This is a genomic window from Breznakiella homolactica (genome assembly GCF_016616095.2).
Taxonomy (GTDB): domain Bacteria; phylum Spirochaetota; class Spirochaetia; order Treponematales; family Breznakiellaceae; genus Breznakiella; species Breznakiella homolactica.
The window spans coordinates 2,829,678-2,850,244 of sequence record NZ_CP067089.2 but is presented as its reverse complement, the minus strand read 5'-3'; the positions used below and the strand labels follow the sequence as shown (position 1 = coordinate 2,850,244).

The 20,567-nt window shown below is 55.2% G+C and carries 21 protein-coding genes; 9 read left to right on the top strand and 12 right to left on the bottom strand.

Annotated elements, in window-relative coordinates:
* Position 1: 1 nt before the first annotated feature.
* The 4 genes from pheT (at position 2) to JFL75_RS12880 (ending at position 4,880) form a co-directional block, all read left to right on the top strand.
* Positions 2-1,741, top strand: coding sequence for a phenylalanine--tRNA ligase subunit beta (gene pheT / locus JFL75_RS12895; protein WP_215627083.1), 1,740 nt, complete (start codon positions 2-4; stop codon positions 1,739-1,741).
* 126 nt (positions 1,742-1,867) lie between these two features.
* Positions 1,868-2,743: a VIT1/CCC1 transporter family protein gene (locus JFL75_RS12890; RefSeq protein WP_349629686.1), complete on the top strand. Its 876-nt coding sequence runs from the start codon at positions 1,868-1,870 to the stop codon at positions 2,741-2,743.
* 15 nt (positions 2,744-2,758) lie between these two features.
* On the top strand, positions 2,759-3,418 hold the full coding sequence (locus JFL75_RS12885; RefSeq protein WP_215627082.1) for a vitamin B12 dependent-methionine synthase activation domain-containing protein: 660 nt from the start codon (positions 2,759-2,761) through the stop codon (positions 3,416-3,418).
* A 76-nt stretch (positions 3,419-3,494) separates the two neighbouring features.
* Entirely contained in the window at positions 3,495-4,880 is a 1,386-nt protein-coding gene (locus JFL75_RS12880; RefSeq protein ID WP_215627081.1) for an MATE family efflux transporter, read from the top strand.
* Positions 4,881-4,972: 92 nt separating this feature from the next.
* Here JFL75_RS12880 and JFL75_RS12875 read toward each other — a convergent pair whose 3' ends face one another.
* Entirely contained in the window at positions 4,973-5,347 is a 375-nt protein-coding gene (locus JFL75_RS12875; RefSeq protein ID WP_215627080.1) for a hypothetical protein, read from the bottom strand.
* Positions 5,348-5,453: 106 nt separating this feature from the next.
* Positions 5,454-6,197 (bottom strand): hypothetical protein, encoded by a 744-nt coding sequence (locus tag JFL75_RS12870; RefSeq protein ID WP_215627079.1) that lies wholly within the window; start codon positions 6,195-6,197, stop codon positions 5,454-5,456.
* A 503-nt stretch (positions 6,198-6,700) separates the two neighbouring features.
* On the opposite strand from JFL75_RS12870, the gene JFL75_RS12865 reads away from it, so the two are divergent.
* The 3 genes from JFL75_RS12865 to JFL75_RS12855 are packed head-to-tail and all read left to right on the top strand — an operon-like array spanning position 6,701 to position 9,797.
* On the top strand, positions 6,701-7,564 hold the full coding sequence (locus JFL75_RS12865) for a sulfide/dihydroorotate dehydrogenase-like FAD/NAD-binding protein (RefSeq protein WP_215627078.1): 864 nt from the start codon (positions 6,701-6,703) through the stop codon (positions 7,562-7,564).
* 9 nt (positions 7,565-7,573) lie between these two features.
* On the top strand, positions 7,574-9,076 hold the full coding sequence (gene gltA, locus JFL75_RS12860; RefSeq protein WP_215627077.1) for an NADPH-dependent glutamate synthase: 1,503 nt from the start codon (positions 7,574-7,576) through the stop codon (positions 9,074-9,076).
* A gap of 52 nt (positions 9,077-9,128) precedes the next feature.
* Complete coding sequence (locus JFL75_RS12855) at positions 9,129-9,797, top strand: tetratricopeptide repeat protein (protein WP_215627076.1); 669 nt, start codon at positions 9,129-9,131, stop codon at positions 9,795-9,797.
* Here the strand turns inward: JFL75_RS12855 and JFL75_RS12850 are convergent, their stop codons facing one another.
* From JFL75_RS12850 to JFL75_RS12815, 8 genes are all read right to left on the bottom strand, one after another.
* The gene (locus JFL75_RS12850) at positions 9,798-10,433 is read right to left on the bottom strand and encodes a DUF8519 domain-containing protein (protein WP_215627075.1); all 636 of its coding nucleotides are present in this window, start codon (positions 10,431-10,433) and stop codon (positions 9,798-9,800) included.
* Between the two features lie 5 nt (positions 10,434-10,438).
* Complete coding sequence (locus tag JFL75_RS12845) at positions 10,439-10,987, bottom strand: Gx transporter family protein (protein ID WP_215627074.1); 549 nt, start codon at positions 10,985-10,987, stop codon at positions 10,439-10,441.
* A complete protein-coding gene (locus tag JFL75_RS12840) occupies positions 10,956-11,369 on the bottom strand; it encodes a NusG domain II-containing protein (protein ID WP_223292648.1) in 414 nt (137 codons plus the stop codon). The genes JFL75_RS12845 and JFL75_RS12840 overlap by 32 nt, the downstream gene beginning before the upstream one ends.
* A complete protein-coding gene (locus tag JFL75_RS12835) occupies positions 11,357-11,905 on the bottom strand; it encodes an FKBP-type peptidyl-prolyl cis-trans isomerase (RefSeq protein WP_223292647.1) in 549 nt (182 codons plus the stop codon). Before JFL75_RS12835 ends, JFL75_RS12840 begins: the two co-directional genes overlap by 13 nt.
* Positions 11,906-11,928: 23 nt before the next feature.
* Positions 11,929-12,735: a zinc transporter ZupT gene (zupT, locus tag JFL75_RS12830; protein WP_215627073.1), complete on the bottom strand. Its 807-nt coding sequence runs from the start codon at positions 12,733-12,735 to the stop codon at positions 11,929-11,931.
* A 198-nt stretch (positions 12,736-12,933) separates the two neighbouring features.
* Complete coding sequence (locus JFL75_RS12825; protein WP_215627072.1) at positions 12,934-14,844, bottom strand: YgiQ family radical SAM protein; 1,911 nt, start codon at positions 14,842-14,844, stop codon at positions 12,934-12,936.
* A gap of 12 nt (positions 14,845-14,856) precedes the next feature.
* Positions 14,857-15,081, bottom strand: coding sequence for a NifU family protein (locus JFL75_RS12820; protein ID WP_215627071.1), 225 nt, complete (start codon positions 15,079-15,081; stop codon positions 14,857-14,859).
* Positions 15,082-15,103: 22 nt separating this feature from the next.
* Complete coding sequence (locus JFL75_RS12815) at positions 15,104-15,313, bottom strand: SlyX family protein (protein WP_215627070.1); 210 nt, start codon at positions 15,311-15,313, stop codon at positions 15,104-15,106.
* A gap of 592 nt (positions 15,314-15,905) precedes the next feature.
* On the opposite strand from JFL75_RS12815, the gene JFL75_RS12810 reads away from it, so the two are divergent.
* Together JFL75_RS12810 and JFL75_RS12805 are read left to right on the top strand one after the other, a co-directional pair.
* Positions 15,906-17,282 carry an ATP-dependent 6-phosphofructokinase gene (locus JFL75_RS12810; RefSeq protein ID WP_215627069.1) on the top strand — a complete coding sequence of 459 codons (1,377 nt, stop codon included), beginning with the start codon at positions 15,906-15,908 and terminating at the stop codon, positions 17,280-17,282.
* 3 nt (positions 17,283-17,285) lie between these two features.
* The gene (locus JFL75_RS12805; RefSeq protein WP_215627068.1) at positions 17,286-18,638 is read left to right on the top strand and encodes a nickel-dependent putative hexonate epimerase; all 1,353 of its coding nucleotides are present in this window, start codon (positions 17,286-17,288) and stop codon (positions 18,636-18,638) included.
* Positions 18,639-18,674: 36 nt separating this feature from the next.
* Here the strand turns inward: JFL75_RS12805 and JFL75_RS12800 are convergent, their stop codons facing one another.
* Both JFL75_RS12800 and JFL75_RS12795 read right to left on the bottom strand, forming a co-directional pair.
* Entirely contained in the window at positions 18,675-19,631 is a 957-nt protein-coding gene (locus JFL75_RS12800) for a hypothetical protein (protein ID WP_215627067.1), read from the bottom strand.
* Positions 19,612-20,409 carry a TrmH family RNA methyltransferase gene (locus JFL75_RS12795; RefSeq protein ID WP_215627066.1) on the bottom strand — a complete coding sequence of 266 codons (798 nt, stop codon included), beginning with the start codon at positions 20,407-20,409 and terminating at the stop codon, positions 19,612-19,614. The genes JFL75_RS12800 and JFL75_RS12795 overlap by 20 nt, the downstream gene beginning before the upstream one ends.
* Positions 20,410-20,567: the final 158 nt, after the last annotated feature.

Genomic DNA, 20,567 nt, shown 5'->3' with positions numbered 1-20,567 from the left:
CATGCCTAAGATAGAAGTCAACGAAGAACTGTTTTATTCTCTGGTGGGACGGCGCTGGGATTCGACGGAGGCTTTCGAGGAAGCCCTTACCTGCGCCAAGGCTGAACTGGATGAGGATTCAGACAAAAGCCTGCCCGCGGAGGAGCGGACCCTTAAGATCGAACTGAACGATACCAACCGGCCGGATCTGTGGTCCGCCGCCGGCTGCGCCCGGCAGCTCCGCGTCCACGGCGGCGCAGAACGGCCGGATTACCCCTTCTTTTCGAAAGCCGGTGCCGTAAAGCCGGCGTCCCGCAAAGTCGTGGTTGAGGCCAGCGTACAGAAGGTGCGGCCTTATTTGACCGGCTTTATCGCGTCGGGAAAAGCCGTTACCGATTCATCCCTCAAGGACATGATCCAGACCCAGGAAAAGTTAGCCTGGAATTTCGGCCGTAAACGGCGGAGTGTTTCCATGGGGCTGTACCGGATCGCGAAGATCGAATGGCCCATAATTTACCGGGCGGTCGATCCCGATAAGGTTTCCTTTGTCCCGCTCCAGTGGGAAACGCCCCTGACGCTCCGGGAGATCCTTAAGCAGCATCCCAAGGGAAAAGAGTACGGTTTTATCCAGGAACACGAACCCCTGCATCCGCTGCTGATCGATTCCAAGGGCGGCATCCTTTCGTATCCTCCCATTATTAATTCCGCGGATATCGGCGCGGTCCAGGTTGGTGATACGGATCTGTTTATTGAACTCACCGGCACGGACCAGCCTTCGGTAACTCTGGCCGCCTCAATCATGGCCTGCGATCTCGCCGACCAGGGCTATACGATAGAACCGGTGGAGGTTGAATACAGTTTTGATACGCCCATGGGCCGTACCGTGACGACTCCCTTCTATTTCCAGGAACCGGTCTTCTGTTCGCTTTCCAGGGTTGAGAAATTTCTCGGGGATACATTGAATTCCGCGGAATGCCTCGCGGCCATGGAACGTATGGGCTGCCGGGCCGAAGCAGCGGCGGCCGCCGAGCGGGGAGACCAGGCCCAGGGTGACGGGATCCTGGTATACCCTCCGGAATACCGGAACGACTTTCTCCATGCCGCGGATGTGGTTGAGGATATTATGATCGGCCGGACTCTGGCCGCTTTCGCTCCGGAAACGCCCCGGGACTTTACCATAGGCCGTCTCACCCCGGTGACAATTTTCAGCCGGAAGGTAAAGGAATGCCTCGTGGGCATGGGCTACCAGGAAATGATCTACAACTATCTCGGATCCCGGAAGGACCTGGTGGACAACATGCGGGGCGCCGGGGACCGGATAATCCGGATTTCCAATCCCATGACCGAAAATTACGAATACGTCCGGGACTCGGTGCTGGCTTCATTGATGATGAGCGAATCCGTTTCCGGCCACGCGGTATATCCCCATAAAATTTTCGAAGTAGGGAAAGTCGCATACAGGGACAGCGGGGAGAATTACGGTACCCAAACCCACCAGTATATGGGCTTCCTTCACGCGGGCCCGGAGGCTAATTTCAATACCGCCGCGAGCCAGCTGCAGACGCTTTTTTACTATCTCTCCAGGGACTATGATTTGGAGGAATCCGACGATCCCCGGTTTATCCCGGGGAGGGCGGCAATGATTCTTTATAATGGAAGCAATGCCGGTGTATTCGGTGAGATTCATCCCGAGGTGCTGGAAAATTGGGGCACCGCCATGCCCTGTATCGCCGCCGAAATTGACCTGGAACTGCTGATGTAGCCCGGATACCCGGCGGGGTCAGGAGATTCCCGCCGCGGGTATTCCCGGTCTCTTTGAAATATCCCCGCTTTCTGCCGATGATAAAGGCATGTAAATATACGGCCTGCGCCGGAGGAGGATACTTCAGTGATAAAAATCACCGATGAAAAAATGCTCAAAGCCGCTATACGCGCCCAGAAAGCGGAAATAACCGAATGCCACGTGTATACCGAGCTCGCTAAACTGTGCAAGGATTCCCATAACGCGGATGTGCTCCGTTCCGTGGCGGATGCGGAAAAAGAACATGCTGCTTTTTGGGAAGGCAAAACCGGTATCACGGTAAAACCGGATAGGTTTAAAATATTCAAAACCGTATTCATGGCGCGGCTGCTGGGATTTACCTTTGTGCTTAAACGGATGGAAAAAAACGAAGGAACCGCGTCAAAGCGGTACGCGGGCCTCATAGAGGCGTTTCCGGAACTTGAGCAGATCAGCAGGGATGAGGCGGAGCACGAAAAGAAACTCCTGGCTATGCTGGATGAAGAACTTCTCCAGTACGTAGGTTCCATTGTGCTTGGCCTCAACGATGCCCTGGTGGAACTGACCGGGGTCCTGGCGGGGTTTACCCTGGCCCTCGGTGAAACAAAGGTCATTTCCCTGGCGGGTCTGGTCACCGGTATTTCCGCCGCCTTTTCCATGGCGGCATCGGAGTATCTGTCCTGCCGGGCCGACGGCGATCCCCGGGCCGTAAAATCCGCCCTGTATACCGGAGGCGCTTACATCGTAACCGTGGCGCTGCTTATTCTTCCTTTTCTGCTTATCGCAAATAAATTCATTGCCCTGGGAATAACCCTGGTTACAGCGGTTTTCATCATTTTTATTTTCAATTATTATCTAGCTACCGCAAAGGATTTAAATTTTAGGCGCCGCTTCCTGGAGATGACTGTCATCAGCCTGGGTGTCGCAACCCTTTCATTCTTTATTGGATGGCTCCTGAAGAATGTCCTGGGGGTTGATGTGTAATGGAGTATATATGCCATGAACATTTTAAAGGACATTCCCTGGGAATATCCGATAGAATCTTTTCTTGATGAAGCGTGCCTTAGCCGCGGCAGCGAACTGTCCGGGGAAGGCCGCCGTTTTGCGGAGGCCGTATTTCCGCTGGTCAGGCCCAAAGCCGTATACACCGATGTCCGGGCCGATTGCTCAGACGAGGTCCTTACCCTAAACGGCGTCAGCTTCCCGGGGTCGGTCCTAAACGTGCTGTTTAAGGACTGCGGCCGGGTTTTCCCTTTTGTGGTTACCTGCGGAGATGAGCTTGAATCCCTGCCGCTGTCTGATTTTGATTCCCTGGCGTATTACTGGCTGGACATGATCAAGGGCGCCGTCATGGTTCAGGCTGAAGAATACCTCCGCGGCTATGTTGAGGAAAAAACCGGTAAACGGCCCCTGTATGCCATTAACCCGGGATCCGGGGGCGATTCCTACTGGAGCCTGCGGCAGCAGAAAGAGCTCTTTATGCTTTTTCCGGATATCCGCGGCGCCATAGGCGTGACCCTTACGGATGAATGTGTCATGGTGCCGAACAAAACAACCTCGGGTATTTATTTTACTTCCGCTGTTCCGTATACCACGTGTTCCTTCTGTACGGCCCAATTCTGCAGAGACCGGCTCAATCCGCCGGCGCAAATCTCTTGACTACGGCCGCATAAATAAGGTAGAAGAACATACAGTATATAGCACATACATATATCCAGCTAAAGAAAGAAGAATCATGAAACGTTTCGGTCCCGCCAGCTTTTACCGGGAAGCTCTGAATATCGCAGTTCCGGTGATGCTCCAGCAATTGATTATGAGTCTCGTATCCCTGATCGACAACTTTATGGTTGCCGGCCTTGGGGATGTAAGCATGGCCGCGGTTAATGTGGCAAACCAGCTTAACTTTATCTGCATTGTGGTTATCAACGCCATAAGCGCCGCGGGCGGGATTTACCTGGCCCAGTACAAAGGCGCCGGGAATACCGAAGGCATGAAACATGCCTACCGCTTCAAGGTGATTTTCGGATTGTCCGCGTCAACCCTGTACCTGATCCTCTGCTGGGTTATTCCCGAACCCATGCTGCGGATGATGACCCACGGCAATGCCGCCCAGGACGCCATAATTCCTATCGGCGCAACCTATCTCAGGCTGGTGTCGTTCACCTTCCTGTTCCAGTCCGTATCCACCGCAATCGGGACCTCCTTCCGGGAAATCAGCCGTCCGAAAATTCCGCTGCTGATTTCGGCTCTGGCAACCCTGGTCAATACCATCGGCAACTGGTTCCTCATTTACGGAAACCTGGGAGCGCCCCGCCTCGAAGTCAATGGCGCGGCGTACGCGACAATCCTCGCCAGGATTTTTGAAGTTACCGTATTTGTTATCTATGTGAACAGGGAAAAGACCGTATTTTACGTGAAGTTCAAAGAGATACTCAAGGTCAATAAGCATCTCGTCAAAGAAATATTGATCCGCTCGGCGATGATGTTCATGTCCGAAGCGTCCTGGGTTACCTCGGAAACGGTTATCACCGCGCTCTACAACGGCCGCGGCGGCGCCGAAGTCGTGGCGGGTATGGCCGCGGGCTGGACCATGGCCAATATTTTCTTTCTTGTTTTCAACGGTATTTTCGCCACCACCGCGGTGGTAATCGGAGGAACCCTGGGAGCCGGAAAACTTGACGAAGCCAGGAAACGGGCTCAGTGGATCAAGTCCGGGGCTGTGGTCGGCGGGTTTGCCGTGGCAATCCTGGGGGCTTTGTTTTCAATCATAATTATTCCCCTGGTTTTTGGAAACCTCAGCGCCGAAGCCCGCAGAATAACCATGGGCCTTGTAGCGGTTATTCTTGTGTACATGCCCCTCTGGGCTTTGCTTAATTCGCAGTTTGCCATTTCCCGGGCCGGCGGCGATACGGCCCTGGGAATGTGGACGGATGTATCGGTTAATACGCTCCTGTTTATTCCCGGTGCCTTCCTGCTTGCCTGGTTTACCAACTGGGGGCCCGTGGCCATGTACGCGGTGCTCAAGCTGACGGATATCATTAAATATTTTATTGCCCGGCATCTCCTGAAAAAGGAAAAATGGGTAAAAAATCTCGCCGGCGAGAGCCGGGTAACCGTATAAAAAAATCCCCCGGGAAATTGTCAATTCCCGGGGGATTATAAATTTGCGCCGCTTAAATGATGCCCGGAGACAGTACGGTATCCGCTGAAAAATTACAGCTTATCCAGATAGAAGGTTCTTACTCCCTGCCCGTTGAATATCCATCCGTCTACGGTCAGGCTGTCCTTGTCCCCGGACAATGCGAATGTATAGTCTCTTCCCTCATACGTAATAATACCTGTTTTGTCATCGTTGTCATAATCATACGTAAAAGGGGTGGATGTTGAATTGCCGCCGCTATCGGTCCGGGTCCAACTGCCGTCACTTCCGGACTTGAATTCAAAATATAATTTGTAGCCCGTGATAGCCTCATTTTTCCATGTGGTCCCGGCCAGGGTGAATTCGACTATTGTGCTTTTGCATGCCGCCATCCCGGCCAGCATAACTGCCGCGGCAATTATCCATGCGATTGTTTTCCATCTTTTCATGCTGTCCTCCTTTTCTAAATTACTTTTACGGCAAAAAACCTGCTAGGATTTTTTTTCTGCTGCTATTACTATTTTCTTTTATTCTTTTTTCCTGTCAAATTCCTTCTTACCAGTGTAATATCCGTTCCCGGTAGGCTTTTCCGATCCGCTGCAATGTTTTTTTAGCTGTTTCCCCGGGGTTATGCTGCCGGTTAAAATCTACAGTGAACTGGTTCATGGAGAAATGGCGGTAGAGAAATACGGATTTCCGGAGAGGTTCCCCGGGATGGTACAGTTTTTGAAGGGTATCCGTATATACATCGAAAATTCCGTTTTTTTTCATTTCCGAGTATCCTATGATCCATACCGCCGCCGGCGCCAGAGCGCGGTGGAATTCGTACAGGGATTCTGCCATGGTCACCTGGGATGTTTTAATGGCTTCCATGATCCGGGGCCCGCCGAGGGCGGCCAGATCCTTCAGTTCTGCGGTCCGGGGGGTGTGGATCGGGGTCTTATTGAGGATAATAACATTCCGTCTGAAGTCGATTCCCAGGCTGGGGTTATTTTTAAAAAACCGGTCCGCTATTTTCCCCGAAGGCCCGACCAGGTAGCGCCGGTTTTCCGCGGCCTGCTCTTTTTTTCCCGGATTGTCCGCCACGAGAATTATTTTTATGTCATCTCCGGGTCCGACATCATCCAGGGCTCCGTTATACACCAGGGGTGTTTCCAGTGGGTACGTGCCGCCGCTTCGGGCCGCGATAAGCTTTACCTGGGCTGCCTCCAGTTCCGGCAGCGCGGCGGCGAGTTTTACTGTGTAATTCCGGTACCGGCGTTTTGCCGCGCGGAAAGCTTTCCATGCTGATTCGGTCATATCCTCAAGTGTACCGGCCGGGGCCGCCGCAGTATACCCTGGGGATATAGCAAAGCAGCCTGGCACCCCGTGTTACCGTTACGGCGCCATGCTGCTTTGCCTTTTCTCCATGGAATATGGGACTGCGGCTGCCCCGGTTTGCGGGGGAAGGCTGGGTATAGGTGGTTAGGCCGCCGGACCGGGGAACCCGAAGTGGGGGTGACGGAAGCCCCCGGAGCGGCAAAACGGGACGGTTTGCCGTGAGGAGGCTGGAGTCAGGGGGAGCAGCCCTCCCGCGAACGGGTAGTACCGAGCCGGTTAAGCCGGAAAGCACCCGGGCCGCAACGGTAGCCCCGGGTCTTTCGTATAAAACGACTTTCGAGGCCGCAGGCCGCTGAGGAGCCAAACCCATTATTCTATGACAGGACCCGCGGCACCGGTATACACGGGTGTTTTCCGGCTTGTCAGACTCGGTGCTCCCCCCGCATATTGTAAAACCCCGGATATACCCGTACAATATTGCCATGAACAGAATTATCTCCAAAAAGCAGCTGTCCGCGGACGTGTACGAAATGACCATTGAGGCGCCCCTGATCGCCAAATCACGGAAGGCCGGGCAGTTTCTTATTGTACAGATCGATACCGACTGGGGAGAACGGATTCCCCTGACCATCGCCGACGCGGATCCCGCGGCTGGAACCATAACCATGGTGTTCCAGACCGTGGGGGCCAGTACCCATAAACTGGCCGTACTCAGCCCCGGTGATTCCGTTGAGAATGTCCTCGGTCCTCTGGGAAATCCCACGCATATAGAAAAATTCGGCACCGTGGTGTGTGTCGGCGGAGGTATCGGCGTGGCGCCGCTGTTCCCTATTGTCCAGGCCATGAAGGAAGCGGGCAATACGGTTAAGGTCATCATCGGCGCCCGGACAAAGGAGCTCGTGATTTTTGAGGACCGGATGCGGAAGTACGCCGACGAGCTGGTAATCGTCACCGACGACGGTTCCTACGGCAGGAAAGCCCTGGTCACGGAGCCTCTGCGGGAATTCTGTGAAGCCGATCCCAAACCGGATATGAGTATCGCCATCGGTCCGCCGATAATGATGAAATTCTGTGAAAAAACCACCGCCGAATTCGATGTTCCCATCATGGTTTCGCTCAATACCATTATGATCGACGGAACGGGAATGTGCGGCGGCTGCCGGGTAACCGTGGGCGGAGAGACGAAATTTGTCTGTGTGGACGGGCCGGAATTCGACGGCCATAAAGTCGATTTTGAGAATATGATGATCCGTATGCGGTCATACAAGGACCGGGAAGACCGGGATCACCACACCTGCCACATCGGGTTGGGCATTGAGCCCCACGCGGCCCCCGGCGGGAAATAAGAGAAAACCATGGGCAGCGAAATGAAGACTAAAGAAGAACTGAACAGCGATGCGGAACGGCTGCTGGAGCCTATCCTGGCGAAAAAAGCCGCCGGAGGAACCATCAGTCCCAAAGAACGGCTTGCGATTCCGGTCCAGGAAATGCCAACCCAGGATCCGGCGGCCCGGGGAAAAAACGTTTCCGAGGTAGCCCTGGGGTACGGTGAATGCCAGGCCCGCCTGGAAGCCGAACGGTGCCTGGGCTGCAAAAACGCGCCCTGCGTCAGGGGCTGCCCCGTACAGGTGCCGATTCCGCGGTTTATCGAGGAAATTCAGAAAGGTGACTTCAAAGCCGCGGCGGACACCATTAAGGAAACCAATCTTCTGCCGGCGGTCTGCGGCAGGGTCTGCCCTCAGGAAAAGCAGTGCCAGCTTGAATGCACCGTGGGCAAAAGCCTGAAAAGTATAGATAACGCGGTGGCCATCGGCCGGCTGGAACGGTTCGTGGCCGACTGGGAACGGGAAAATAACAAAGTAACGGTTCCCGAGGTAAAACCGGGAACCGGTAAAAAGGTTGCCGTTGTCGGATCAGGCCCCGCGGGACTCACCGTTGCCGCGGATGTTGCCCGGGAAGGTCACCGTGTGACGATTTTTGAGGCCTTCCATAAAACCGGCGGAGTCATGGTCTACGGTATTCCGGAATTCCGGCTTCCCAAATCTATTGTCCAGGCTGAAGTCGATATTCTCAAAAAAATGGGAGTCTCCATCGAGACCAACTTCCTGGTGGGCCGGACCCGGACGGTAAAAGAGCTTATGGAAGAAGACGGATTCGACGCTGTTTTTATCGGAGTCGGGGCGGGGCTGCCCAAGTTCCTCGGCTGTCCCGGAGAAAATCTGGTTGGAGTCTTCAGCGCCAATGAATACCTGACCCGGGCCAATCTTATGAAAGCCTACGACGCGGAAAAGTCCGCGACCCCTATATACCAATCCCGGATTGTGGCGGTCATCGGCGGCGGAAATGTCGCCATGGACGCCGCCAGGATGGCGCTCCGGCTCGGAGCCGCGGAAGTTCATGTAATCTACCGCCGGACCCGGGATGAGATGCCCGCCCGGGCGGAAGAAGTGGAGCATGCCATGGAAGAGGGGATCGTATTCGATTTCCTCAGGAACCCCGAAAAAATCCTGGGGGATGACCAGGGCAGGGTCACGGGAATGGAAGTAAAAAAATACGAACTCGGGGAGCCCGATGCCTCCGGGAGGAGGAGCCCCGTACCGATTGCCGGATCCGAATATATCTTTGACTGCGATACGGTAATCGTGGCTCTGGGCAATGAATCAAATCCGCTCCTGACCAAAACCACGGACAATCTCGATGTGGACCGCAGGGGCCGGATCATAGTAAACGAAGACCAGAAAACATCCCTGGACCGTGTGTACGCAGGCGGGGATATCGTTCTCGGCGCTGCGACGGTTATTCTTGCCATGGGAGAAGGGCGTAAAGCCGCCGCGGCGATCAATACACTTCTGAAATAACAGGATTATCCGTGTGTAGTGATTTTGCGATTGTTGTGGTAATATGAATTATATGAAAAAAATCAGTTTGTATTGTGTTCTGTTTCTTCTGATTCCCGGACTGCAGGTGTTTTCCCAGACCAGCCGCCCGGATGCCCTGCAGCGTTACCGGGCCGGCCGGGATCTGGAAAACCAGGGCCGTATGGAAGAAGCCAACCGGTACTACAATGAGGCGGTACGAATCTGCCTCGATGAGATCAACCAGGATGCCACCAATATGGATTCGTATACGGTTCTTACCTGGGCGCTGCAGCGCCAGCAGAAGTACGCGGAAGTGCTTGAATGGGGCCAGCGGGGACTGCGGGTAAATTCCAGTGATTACCGTATTATAGAAACCATGGGAGAGGCTTCATTCTACCTCAATGATTTTGCCCAGTCCCTTAAGTATATGCAGCGGTACGTGGATTCTGTGCCCCAGGGTGACCGGGTATCGGTGGCGTACTTTTTTATCGGGGAAATTTACCGGCTCCAGCGGAAGTACCATCACGCGGATATTGCCTATACCACGGCGGTACGGCTGGAACCGAATTCCGCGTTATGGTGGTACCGGCTCGGAACGGTCCGGGAATCCCTGGAGGATTACCAGCCCGCGGCGGACGCCTATGAGCGGGCAGTGCGGCTCAATCCGAATTACCGGGAAGCCGCCGACGGGCTGGCCCGGTCGCGGCGGCAGCTCGGTTAATTACCATACCGGCAGGAACAGAACCCAGGGGAGCCATGCCAGGATAACCGCAAAAACCAGTATGATGATACCGGCAGCGCCAGTGCGCTGCCGTTTTTTTTCCGTATTATTCTCCGGAACCGTTTCGTTGCTCAGTTCAATCATAAGCTGGTCTATACCGCCGATGATGTTTTTCCGGGTTATTATGTGCTTCCGTTCGGTGATCTGTTCGAAGATCCTGAAGGATTCCCCGATGATTGCCCCGAAAGATCCGGGAAGCCGCAGGTCCTGGCGAATGGAAACCCGGGACAGCATGATGAGCCCTTCCAGGGTGACCGCCTTCTGTATCCCCGCAAGCAGCGCTCCCGCGGTGATTTTAAAAAAGCCAATTGAAAAAAGAACCTGCCCGTAAGGGACCAGGAGATTAAAAATCACGATTCCCAGTATAATCAGCAGCGTTATCAGGGGATTGTTTTTTTTGCCCGCCAGCCACGCGAAAAACCAGAACAGCAGAAACTGGAAAACCCTGAGCACCGGCGACGGATTAAAAAGAAAACCCGCCATCATGATGAGGCCGGCGATAAAGAGGGCGCGGCTGGTAAAGAGCGCCTGGTACCGTTCCTTCCTGGCCGCTCTGAAAGCGTCGAGCTTTTTCATGCCGCCTACCTCAGAGTCCGGTGCTGCTGGTACCATTGGGAACGGGCGGTAAAATATTCGCAGAATATTCCCAGGGCAACCCCGGTGATTACACCGGCGGCCAGAAATGGGGGGGCAATATATTTGGCGCTTTCCCCGAAGACAAAAATCCGCGCCAGGAGTATCTGGGACAGGTTGGACAGCATGGCGCCGACGGTTCCGACACCGATAAAGCTGATGCGTTTTGGGCCCAGGCCGCGGCGGAGCAGATACATGGCCGCCGCGGAAGCGGCGGTTCCCGCCAGGGAAAACAGGAAAATATACGAAAAAAGCGTTCCCGTTATGACCGCCTGTCCGACAATTTTTATGGCCACCAGGAGTATGAATGTCCGGAGGGGGAAAATATCCAGCGCCAGCATAAGCGGAAGATTCGCGATGCCCAGCCGCATAAAAGGCAGGGGCTTCGGGATCATGTATTCAATGGTGGAGAGAAATAAACAGAACGCCCCCAGAAGGGCGACATTTTTTCTCTCTGAGCCGCCCTTACCAGGTTGCGCCGTCAAGCTGTCCGTCATCGCCGGTTCCTTCAATTAATACAAAAACACCATTGGGGAGGCACGCCACCCATTGTCCGTGGGAATGGATTTCCCCCGCCGCGACACAGGTTTGGTTGTCGCAGGGCGAAGACAATACCCGTACCGTTCCGTTGTGAATTTCCACTACCGTAGTCCCCAGCGATCCCGGGACCTGCACTTTTTCTTCCGCATCCAGAGGAAAAACCCAGCTTCTGCCGGAGCTTTCAATCACTACCTGGGTTTTCGGGGCAGCTTTGGCGTAAACCATCACCCCGGAGAAAACCGTCAGCGCGACCGAAAGCCCGATGGCCGCGAAATCAAGAGGTTTAAACCGTAGTTTTGGTTTGCCTTTCCCGGGCTCGGTACCGCTCAATTTCCGCAAGAACACCCGCCGCCGCAGTCACCGTCACCGCAGGAACAGTCATCGCCGCAGCCTCCGGCAATGTGGGGATGGCCGTGTTCCAGCTCTTCCGACGTGGCGGCCCGGACGGCGGCTACGGTCACGTCAAAGGTAAGATCGGTTCCCGCCAGGGGATGATTGGCGTCAACCGTGGCCATGCCGTCGGCGACCCGGGTAATGGTTACGATCCGGTTCCCCTCGGGGGTTTCCGCTTCGAACTGCATTCCCGCTTCCACGACCTCGGCGCCTTCGAAACGGTCCAGGGGCACATTGATGACCAGCCGTTCATCCCTTTCGCCGTAGGCTTCCGCAGCGGGGACTGTCACCGTAAAGGTGTCCCCTTCTTTTTTGCCTTCCATGACCTTTTCCAGGCCGGGAATGATGTTGTCGTGTCCGTGGAGGTATGATAGCGGTCCGGAGCCGGAAGAAGAATCAAGAACCTGATTTTCTTTGTCTGTGAGGGTGTAGTCGAAACTTGCCACCCGGTCTTTTGTTATTTCCATGGTATTTTGTACCATAATAGCCTCCTGTCGGCAACCCGCTATGAAAAGATTACAAGGCTTACGGCCATAACCGCCATGCCGGCGATGATACCGCCGATTGCCAGGTGGTGTTCCCCGTATTCCTCCGCGGTGGGCAGGAGTTCATCCAGGGATATGTATACCATGATTCCCGCGACTCCGGCGAAAATATACCCGAACAACGCGTCGCTTATGATGGATTTGAGGAGGAAAAAACCGATCAGCGCGCCTAACGGTTCCGCCAGTCCCGAAAGAAAAGACAGGACAAAGGCTTTCTTCCTGCTTTGGGTGGCGTAATATATCGGGGCGGAAACCGCGATACCTTCGGGGATGTTGTGCAGCGCAATGGCGACCGCAATGCTGACCCCCAGGGTTGGGTTCTGCAGGGCCCCTATAAATGTAGCCAGGCCCTCGGGAAAGTTGTGGATCGCGATTGCCAGGGCGGAAAAGATCCCCATGCGTTTAAGCTTCGCGTCCTCCTGCCCGGAATTGTCCTTTTTCCGGGGATTCTTCATTTCATGGGGATTTTCAAAGTTCGGCACCAGTTTATCGATCAGCGCGATAATTCCGATACCGACGAAAAATGAAACCACCGTCAAAGCATATCCCAGCTTATTTCCGTATACAACGGTGAGGGAATCCCGGGCTTTTGCGAAAATTTCTATCAGGGAAACGTAAATCATGACCCCCGCGGAAAAACCCAGGGAGACAGCCAGGAATTTGGGGTTGAAATCCCTGGAAAGAAACGCCATGAGGCTTCCTATGCCGGTGGACAATCCCGCCATCAGAGTAAGCCCGAAGGCAAATACTATGTCTGAAGTTTCCATAATAATACCTTTTTTAAGTATAGGGATTGAATAATGTTAGAAAAGACTAACATGATAAATATACTACATCTATCATGAATAGAAAAGGACCGCCCTAAAATGTACGGATCCGTCCATGTAACCTTTCCCCCAGGATGGTGTTTAATAAGTATAAACGCCATGAGAATTACTTAAAAAGAACCGCAGCCGGTCCTCCTCCTAACGGCTGCGGTTTGTTTTTTTATGGGTTCTTACACCGTTATTCCCGGGTGGTTTGCCGTTTTCGGGAATGAGGCAGTCCGGTCCCGGGCCGATTAAATCGGGCCTGCCGGCTTTTCTCAGCGCCTCCAGGACAAGGTTTTTTGACTCCCGCCGGTTGAACTGCAGGAGCGCCCGCTGGAGGCGTTTTTCCCGGTCTCCCCGGGGTACAGAGACGGGCTCCATGGTCCGGGGATCGATGCCGGTCCGGTACATAGCGGTGGACAGCGTCCCCGGGGTGGGGTAGAAATCCTGTACCTGGTCGGGAACAAACCGGCTTTTCTTAAGATACAGGGCCAGTTCCACCGCGTCTTCCAGGTCCGATCCCGGATGGCTCGAAATAAAATACGGAATAAGATACTGTTTGAGCCCCAGCCGCCGGTTCGTCTCGGCGTACCGCCGCTTAAACACTTCGTAGGCTTCCGGGGGGCTTTTCCCCATGACCGCAAGGACCTTCGGCGAGATATGTTCCGGGGCGACCTTAAGCTGGCCGCTTACGTGGTACTCACAGAGCGTATCCAGGAACCGGCTGCCGTTTTTTGTATCCCCCAGAAGGTAGTCGAAGCGTATCCCAGACCGGATAAATACCTTTTTAATTCCTTTGATATTGCGAAGAAGCCTGAGGCTTTCCATATAACTGGTATGGTCTTTTCTGAGCCGCGGGCATGGTTCAGGAAACAGGCATTCCCGGTCCGGACAGAATCCGCCTTTGTCCTGCCGGGGACAACCGGGGGTACAGAAATTGGCCGTGGGCCCGCCCACGTCATGGATATACCCTTTGAAATTTTCCTGTTCCGCCAGTTCCTTTGCCTCCCTGACGAGGCTGGCGGCGCTCCGGGCGGTTACCGCCCGGCCCTGGTGGAAGGTTATGGCGCAAAATGAGCAGCCGCCGAAACAGCCCCGGCTCGCGGTCAGGGAAAAACGCACTTCCTTTAAAGCGGGGATTCCTCCGGCCGCGGTGTACATGGGGTGGGCTTCCCGGGCATAGGGCAGTTCGTATACCCGGTCGAATTCATCCTTTGAAAGGGGAAAAGCCGGCGGGTTCTGGATGACCCAGCGGTCATCGGTCTGTTCCGCCAGTATCTTTCCGGTTCCGGGGTCGGCCTGGCGTTTCTGTTCCATAAAATGTTCCGCGTAGGATTTAAGGGAATCGGGGTCACCGCCTTTAACCGTATCGTATGGGGGCAGTTCGATAGCGGAATCCTCAGTGAACGCTGGCTTACCCCGGGAGCGGACACAGGTACCCCGGACATCGGTGATAGCTCCGATGGCTTCTCCGGCGTGGAGCCGCCGGGCGATTTCGAGGATCGGCGTTTCACCCATGCCGTAGACGAGGATGTCCGCCTTTGAGTCCAGCAGTACCGAGCGCCGGACCGTATCGGACCAGTAATCGTAATGGGCAAACCGCCGGAGACTCGCTTCGATACCGCCGATAATGACGGGAATATCCTTGTAAGCGGCCCGGATGCCTTCAACATACCTGAGGAGGGCCCGGTCCGGCCGTTTGCCTCCAAGGCCTCCGGGGCTGTAGGAATCATCGGACCGGGGTTTTTTCGCCGCCGTGTAATGGGCCACCATGGAATCCATGTTTCCGGCTCCGGCCAGGAACGCCAGTCGGGGCCTTCCGAGGGCCCGGTACGAAGCCGGATCCTTCCAGTCCGGCTGGGGAATTATTCCCACCCGGAAACCATCAGCCTCAAGGCAGCGGGAAATAATAGCCGCCGCGAAAGACGGATGGTCCACATAGGCGTCCCCGGACACGAAAATAAAATCACAGAAATCCCAGCCCCGCCGATCCATGTCGGCGCGGGAAACCGGGAGAAAATTTAACTGCGTAGAACGGGATTGAGATACTGCGGATGGAGCAGGCATATCAGCCGGATTTTACACTCCGACGACGGAAGTAACTTCGGGAATTTCCTTCTTGAGATAATTCTCTATACCCATCTTGAGGGTCATCTGGGCCATGGGACAGCCGTTACAGGCGCCGGTGAGTTTGAGGGAAACAACCCCGTCATCGCTGACGGATACGAATTCCACATCTCCCCCGTCGGCCTGCAGGCTCGGCCGGACATCTTCCAGAGCGATCTTTACTTTATCTTCGAGCATATATTCCTCCACCTATAATATACTAATAATGCGGGGGCTTCCGGTCGGGAATCTCCTCGATTTCCCGGGACAGCTGGAAAACTTTTTCCTTCAGCGCCCCGTGTTCAGCCCCTAAACGGTCCATCAGCGCATTCCGCTGGAGAACCTCTTCATGGAGACGATTCAGGAAATCCTCCAGGAAGGCCAGCTTCATTTCGATTTTGTCAAACCGCTCGTCAAAACCGTTATCCATTGGGTGTACTATACACCTTTTTACCGTCTTTTGAAAGAGCACAGAAGCATGGTAAGTACAGGGTCCGGGGGTCCTGTCCGGGTACTGAGGGTATGGCGGCGCGTCGGCCTGCGGCCTCGAAAGCCGCTCATACCCTCAGTACCCGGACACCCCACGCTACCTTTTCCACACCATGCTTCTGTGCCGTTTCGGAATAGTAATACAGGTGTATTGTTTTGGTGGGGGTGCTGGGTGATGGTGGGTGTTTCCGGAGTGATATGCGCCCGGTTTCCGGGGATTCGGCCATTTACCTTTCACAGGGTGACTGCAGTATCCCATCCCCCCGCAGGAAAATGCACTGCAGCATGGTGTCGTACCGGTAACGCGGGGTGTCTGAGCATATGGGGTCTGAACGACTTTGGAGGCCGAAGGCCGAGACAGGAGTCAGACCCCATATGCTCAGACAGGACCCCCATACACGGTACCTCCATGCTGCGGTGCCTTTTAGGAATATTGAAAGTACCAAGCATGAGGACTATACTGTATTGGAGTTTTATTTTGAAACATCGAATGCTCCGTTTTATCAAACGGCGGCGGCATTCGGGAGGCGTGAATGAGTGCAAAGATTGATTTTTCCGTGGAAGAACTGGGCAAACGCGGTGTAAAATCCCCGATTAAACTATCGAAGGTCCATGGCGACTTTATCGCAAATTACGTTACGGATAATGAATTCGTTCTTTATAACGTTGATGTTGTCCTGGGAGATCAGCCTCCCATCGACAGAACCCAGGTTTTCGAAGCCGCCGGCCCCCGGGAGATGATCTATTTCAGCCCCCAGCATGTACACGCCGGGATTGTGACCTGCGGCGGCCTCTGTCCCGGCCTCAACGATGTTATCCGGGCCATTGTCCGCTGCCTGTGGTTCCGCTATGGGGTGCGCAGGATTTCCGGTATCCGGTACGGATACAAGGGCCTGATCCCGGAATATGGTTTCAATACAAAGGAACTCGATCCCGAAGTGGTGGACGATATCCACAAAATCGGGGGTACCATTCTGGGAAGCGCCCGGGGCGGCGGGAAGCAGGTTACTGAAATTGTTGATTCCATGGAGCGGCTCAACCTCAATATGCTTTTTGCCATCGGCGGCGACGGAACCCAGCGGGGCGCCCTGGACATTGCCGAGGAAGTGGGACGGCGTAATCTTAAGATAGCGGTCATCGGGATTCCGAAGACCGTGGACAACGACTTTTCGTTTATCCAGCGGTCCTTCGGGTTTGATACCGCGGTGAATAAGGCCGTGGAGGTGGTTACCGCCGCCCACATGGAAGCCCATTCCCAGATCAACGGTATCGGCCTCGTCAAACTTATGGGCCGGGAATCGGGATTTATCGCCGCCCATACGGCTCTGGCCAGCCACGAAGTCAATTTCGTGCTTATTCCCGAGGTTCCCTTTGACATCAAGGGCCCCAACGGTCTGCTTCACCACCTGGAGGAACGGCTCCAGCGGCGGAGCCACGCGGTTATTGTAGTAGCCGAAGGGGCGATGCAGGATAAGCTGGTAAAGGAAGTCAAAACCGACGAATCGGGGAATCTAAAAATGGTGGATGTGGGCCGGTATCTCAGGGACCAGATCCAGGAACATTTTGACCGGAAAAAAATCGAGATAAATCTTAAATACATCGACCCCAGCTATATGATCCGGTCCGCTCCGGCGGTTCCGGTGGATTCAATTTACTGCGAACGCCTGGGGAACGCCGCGGTCCACGCCGCTATGGCGGGCAAGACCAAAACCATAATCGGGCTTATCAACAATGAATTCGTCCACATACCCATGAAGGCGGCGGTTTCCCAGCGGAACCACGTGGACCCCGAAGGAAACCTCTGGCGGGATACCCTGGACGCTACCAACCAGCCTATTCTTATGGAAAATAAAAATCCCCAGGGACCCACGGTCAGCGAAGGAACCGATCCCCTGGAACTGTCCCGGTAGGCAATGACCTATCTTGCCAAGGAAGGTCTCCACCTCGACCTGTCGGACCGCGAAATAGATGAACTCTTTTCCGAAGCTCTGGGGCTTGCCCTCAGGGATACCGGCGATCCCCGTCCGGTGCTGCTGCTGCCCCCCGACGGAACCCGGTACCATTCCCGGGCCGGGTTCCTGTGCGATATAGCCGCCCGGGAACTGCTCGGGCAATCCAGCGGCAGGCTCGGCGCGGTGCTGCCCGCCCTGGGTACCCACGCGGCCATGGGAAAAGAGGAGCTTATCCGGATGTTTCCCGGAACGCCTCCGGAGCTTTTCCGGAACCACGACTGGCGCAGGGATGTGGCGGAACTCGGCAGGCTGGAAGCATCCTGGGTCGAGGCCGTATCCGGCGGAGCTTCCGCCTTTGACTGGCCGGTGCAGGTAAACCGGCTCCTCAGGGACGGCGGGTTTTCACTGGCGGTTTCCATCGGACAGGTGGTTCCCCATGAAGTTGTGGGAATGGCGAATCATCTCAAGAATATTTTTATCGGTACCGGCGGCAAGGAATCCATCGACAAAAGCCATTTCATGGGCGCCTGCTACGGTCTGGAGCGCCTCATGGGCCGCACCGATACACCCGTCAGGGCGCTGCTGGACGAAGGCCACCGGCGTTTCGGCAAATACCTTCCTCCCATACTCTTCGCCCTGACGGTTCTCGGTCCGCGGTCGGACCGGGAAGCGGAAGCCGCGGGCGCTCCCCGGGCATCTTTGGCTGTCCGGGGCCTCTATGTGGGATTCGGCAGAGATTGCTTTGAAAAGGCCGCCGCTCTTTCCCGCAGACTTAACGTGAAACTTCTGAAAAAGCCCCTCCGGAAAGCCGTGGTGTACCTCGATCCCCGGGAATACCGCAGTACCTGGCTGGGCAATAAAAGCATCTACCGGACCCGGATGGCCCTGGCCGACGGCGCCGAACTTATTATCCTCGCCCCCGGGCTTGTGGCCTTTGGGGAGGACCCCGGCATAGACCGGCTTATCCGGCGCCACGGATACCGCCCGACCGGGGAAATCAAGGACCGGATCGGAAGTGATTCCGAACTGGCGGATTCTTTAAGCGCCGCCGCCCACCTTATCCACGGATCCGCCGAAGGCCGGTTTACCGTACGGTACTGTCCCGGTCCGGGGCTGTCCAAAGCCGAAATAGAATCCGTGGGTTACCAGTGGGGAGATCTTCAGGAGTACTGTGACCGGTACAATCCCAATACCCTTAACCTCGGCTGGAATACGGTTTCCGGGGAACGTGTATTTTTCATTTCAAACCCCGCTTTGGGGCTCTGGGCGGATGAAGAACGGTTCAATGACGGTTCCGCCGGGGGATGTAACTGACCGCGGGACATTCTGCGGGTCTGCTGCAGCCGCGGCTCACGCCCGGACGAGCCGGTTCCGGCTGTCCCGGACCAGCCGCCCCTGGGGAAAAAAGATAAAATCCCTGGGAGATTCGCTGTCTCCCGCGGCGGTCCCCGGGAAGGGCAGATCCGACGGAACCATCACCATGGTATGGGCTTTATTCTCCGGGGCAAAGGTCGCGCATAAACAGTACCGCCCCTTTGCCGGCGCGGTAAAAAGCCGGGTTTCTGTTCCATCGGCCTGGATTGTTCCGGTATTATGAAAGAGACCTAAAATGCAGGCAAAGATATCCCTGAAATTCCTATCCAGGCCTTCCCCGAAGGTCCTGTCGATGATTTTGTTTTCCTCCAGGAAATCGAATACAAGGCCGGTTTCCTCCGCCAGGATTTCCTTGTCCAGCAGGGGCGCGAATTCCAGAGCCGTATGGATGGTCCGCATCACCGATAATACCACGGGATGTTTTTTTTCCAGGATGAAATTATCCCCGTCTTTTTTGTATCCGGTGCGGGCGATGGTTTTTGCCTCTTCCCTGGCCATACCCAGCCCGGCCGTAAAAAATCCGTCGGTATAATCCTCCATGCCGGCGAGGAAAAGCCCTTCGAAGTCTTCCGCGCTTATTTTTTCGTAGGCTGAAAAATCAGTCTGGCCGAAGATGAAATCCTCAAAAGACCGCGCCGGCGAAGCCTTTTTAAAATCGAGCCGGTGCAGTTCCCGCTGGACGAACAGTACTTTTCTGTACCGCCGCTCAATTTTTTTCCCAAGGGCACATTCCGCGGCGGGAACACTGCGGTCCCGGGCTTTATCCGTGAATTCAACGATCTCGCGGATCAGGGGCACATCCAGGGGCAGACTCCCCGCGGCCGTAAGAAAATCCCCGCAGGATTCACTGTCAAAATTTTCAGCCTTTAAACGGGACAGAAAAAGCGCCAGGGCTGTTCCCGGGTCAAACCCGTCACGATTCAAAGATTTCATGGAGGAAAAGGGTTGCCGCCTGGGCGACATTGAGGCTTTCGATATTGCCGGTACCGGGAATCCTTGCCAGGATCGCGCAATGTTCCCTGACACCCGGGGCGAGTCCCCGTTCTTCGTTGCCCACTGCCAGCAGTATGCCCGGAACGTACTGTCCGCCGGGAGACTGTTTTTTCTGCAGCTTCTGCCGCTCCTCGCCGATGATCCGGTTAATGTCCCGGATCCGCAGCCGGGACCGGTGGTCCGCGCCGATGGTGACCAGTTTTTTCGCCGCATCCCGTACAAAAGCCTCGGGCCGGCGGACCTTCCGCACTTCCACATGTTCCATGCCGCCTTCGGCGACCCGGTACGCGCTGGTGGTAAGCCGCGCTTCCCGGTCGCCGTCGGACAGTATGATAAATGACGCGTCGAAAAAAGCCGCGGAACGGATGATTGCCCCAAGATTGTTGTCGTTTCCCACGGAACTCAGAAGCAGCCCTGTTTTCCCTTCCCGGGCCCATCGGTCAAGTTCTTCCGCTGTCAGATCCCGGATAACCGGTTCCTCGATCATGGCCACCACGCCCTGGTGGCGGGGGCTTTTGCAGAGCCGCTCCAGTTCTTCGTCTTCGCAGAGCTTGTAGGGCCTCTTTTCTTCGGCAAGCTGTTTGCAGACCTTGGTAAAGGCAGGGAGACGGTCTTCCCGCAGGAAAAGCCGGTTTATCTGTTCCGGGTGGAATTCACCCAGGGCGTGTACGGCATTGAAGCCGCAGACCGCCAGTTCATTGGTTAATTTGTTCCGCATTTGTTCTATTGTACCCGGGAGGCCTCCGGGATACTAGAAGGGCTGCGGCAGATACCTGGTCGAGGTTGACACCAAAACCCTGCTATAATAATGGCTCTTACTAAAACTATACCCGAATCGTACCATAAAGCCATCGGCAGGCACTGTTCCGGCCAGCC

Excerpts from the sequence above, each read along its gene's own strand:
- JFL75_RS12845 (WP_215627074.1), bottom strand. The coding sequence starts at position 10,987 with ATGACGGACAGCTTGACGGCGCAACCTGGTAAGGGCGGCTCAGAGAGA.
- JFL75_RS12855 (WP_215627076.1), top strand. The coding sequence starts at position 9,129 with ATGAAAAAAATCAGTTTGTATTGTGTTCTGTTTCTTCTGATTCCCGGA.
- JFL75_RS12805 (WP_215627068.1), top strand. The coding sequence starts at position 17,286 with ATGACCTATCTTGCCAAGGAAGGTCTCCACCTCGACCTGTCGGACCGC.
- JFL75_RS12795 (WP_215627066.1), bottom strand. The coding sequence starts at position 20,409 with ATGCGGAACAAATTAACCAATGAACTGGCGGTCTGCGGCTTCAATGCC.
- JFL75_RS12825 (WP_215627072.1), bottom strand. The coding sequence starts at position 14,844 with ATGCCTGCTCCATCCGCAGTATCTCAATCCCGTTCTACGCAGTTAAAT.
- JFL75_RS12875 (WP_215627080.1), bottom strand. The coding sequence starts at position 5,347 with ATGAAAAGATGGAAAACAATCGCATGGATAATTGCCGCGGCAGTTATG.
- JFL75_RS12810 (WP_215627069.1), top strand. The coding sequence starts at position 15,906 with ATGAGTGCAAAGATTGATTTTTCCGTGGAAGAACTGGGCAAACGCGGT.
- JFL75_RS12800 (WP_215627067.1), bottom strand. The coding sequence starts at position 19,631 with ATGAAATCTTTGAATCGTGACGGGTTTGACCCGGGAACAGCCCTGGCG.
- JFL75_RS12815 (WP_215627070.1), bottom strand. The coding sequence starts at position 15,313 with ATGGATAACGGTTTTGACGAGCGGTTTGACAAAATCGAAATGAAGCTG.
- zupT (WP_215627073.1), bottom strand. The coding sequence starts at position 12,735 with ATGGAAACTTCAGACATAGTATTTGCCTTCGGGCTTACTCTGATGGCG.
- JFL75_RS12820 (WP_215627071.1), bottom strand. The coding sequence starts at position 15,081 with ATGCTCGAAGATAAAGTAAAGATCGCTCTGGAAGATGTCCGGCCGAGC.
- gltA (WP_215627077.1), top strand. The coding sequence starts at position 7,574 with ATGGGCAGCGAAATGAAGACTAAAGAAGAACTGAACAGCGATGCGGAA.
- JFL75_RS12865 (WP_215627078.1), top strand. The coding sequence starts at position 6,701 with ATGAACAGAATTATCTCCAAAAAGCAGCTGTCCGCGGACGTGTACGAA.
- JFL75_RS12885 (WP_215627082.1), top strand. The coding sequence starts at position 2,759 with ATGAACATTTTAAAGGACATTCCCTGGGAATATCCGATAGAATCTTTT.
- JFL75_RS12835 (WP_223292647.1), bottom strand. The coding sequence starts at position 11,905 with ATGGTACAAAATACCATGGAAATAACAAAAGACCGGGTGGCAAGTTTC.
- JFL75_RS12880 (WP_215627081.1), top strand. The coding sequence starts at position 3,495 with ATGAAACGTTTCGGTCCCGCCAGCTTTTACCGGGAAGCTCTGAATATC.
- JFL75_RS12870 (WP_215627079.1), bottom strand. The coding sequence starts at position 6,197 with ATGACCGAATCAGCATGGAAAGCTTTCCGCGCGGCAAAACGCCGGTAC.
- pheT (WP_215627083.1), top strand. The coding sequence starts at position 2 with ATGCCTAAGATAGAAGTCAACGAAGAACTGTTTTATTCTCTGGTGGGA.
- JFL75_RS12850 (WP_215627075.1), bottom strand. The coding sequence starts at position 10,433 with ATGAAAAAGCTCGACGCTTTCAGAGCGGCCAGGAAGGAACGGTACCAG.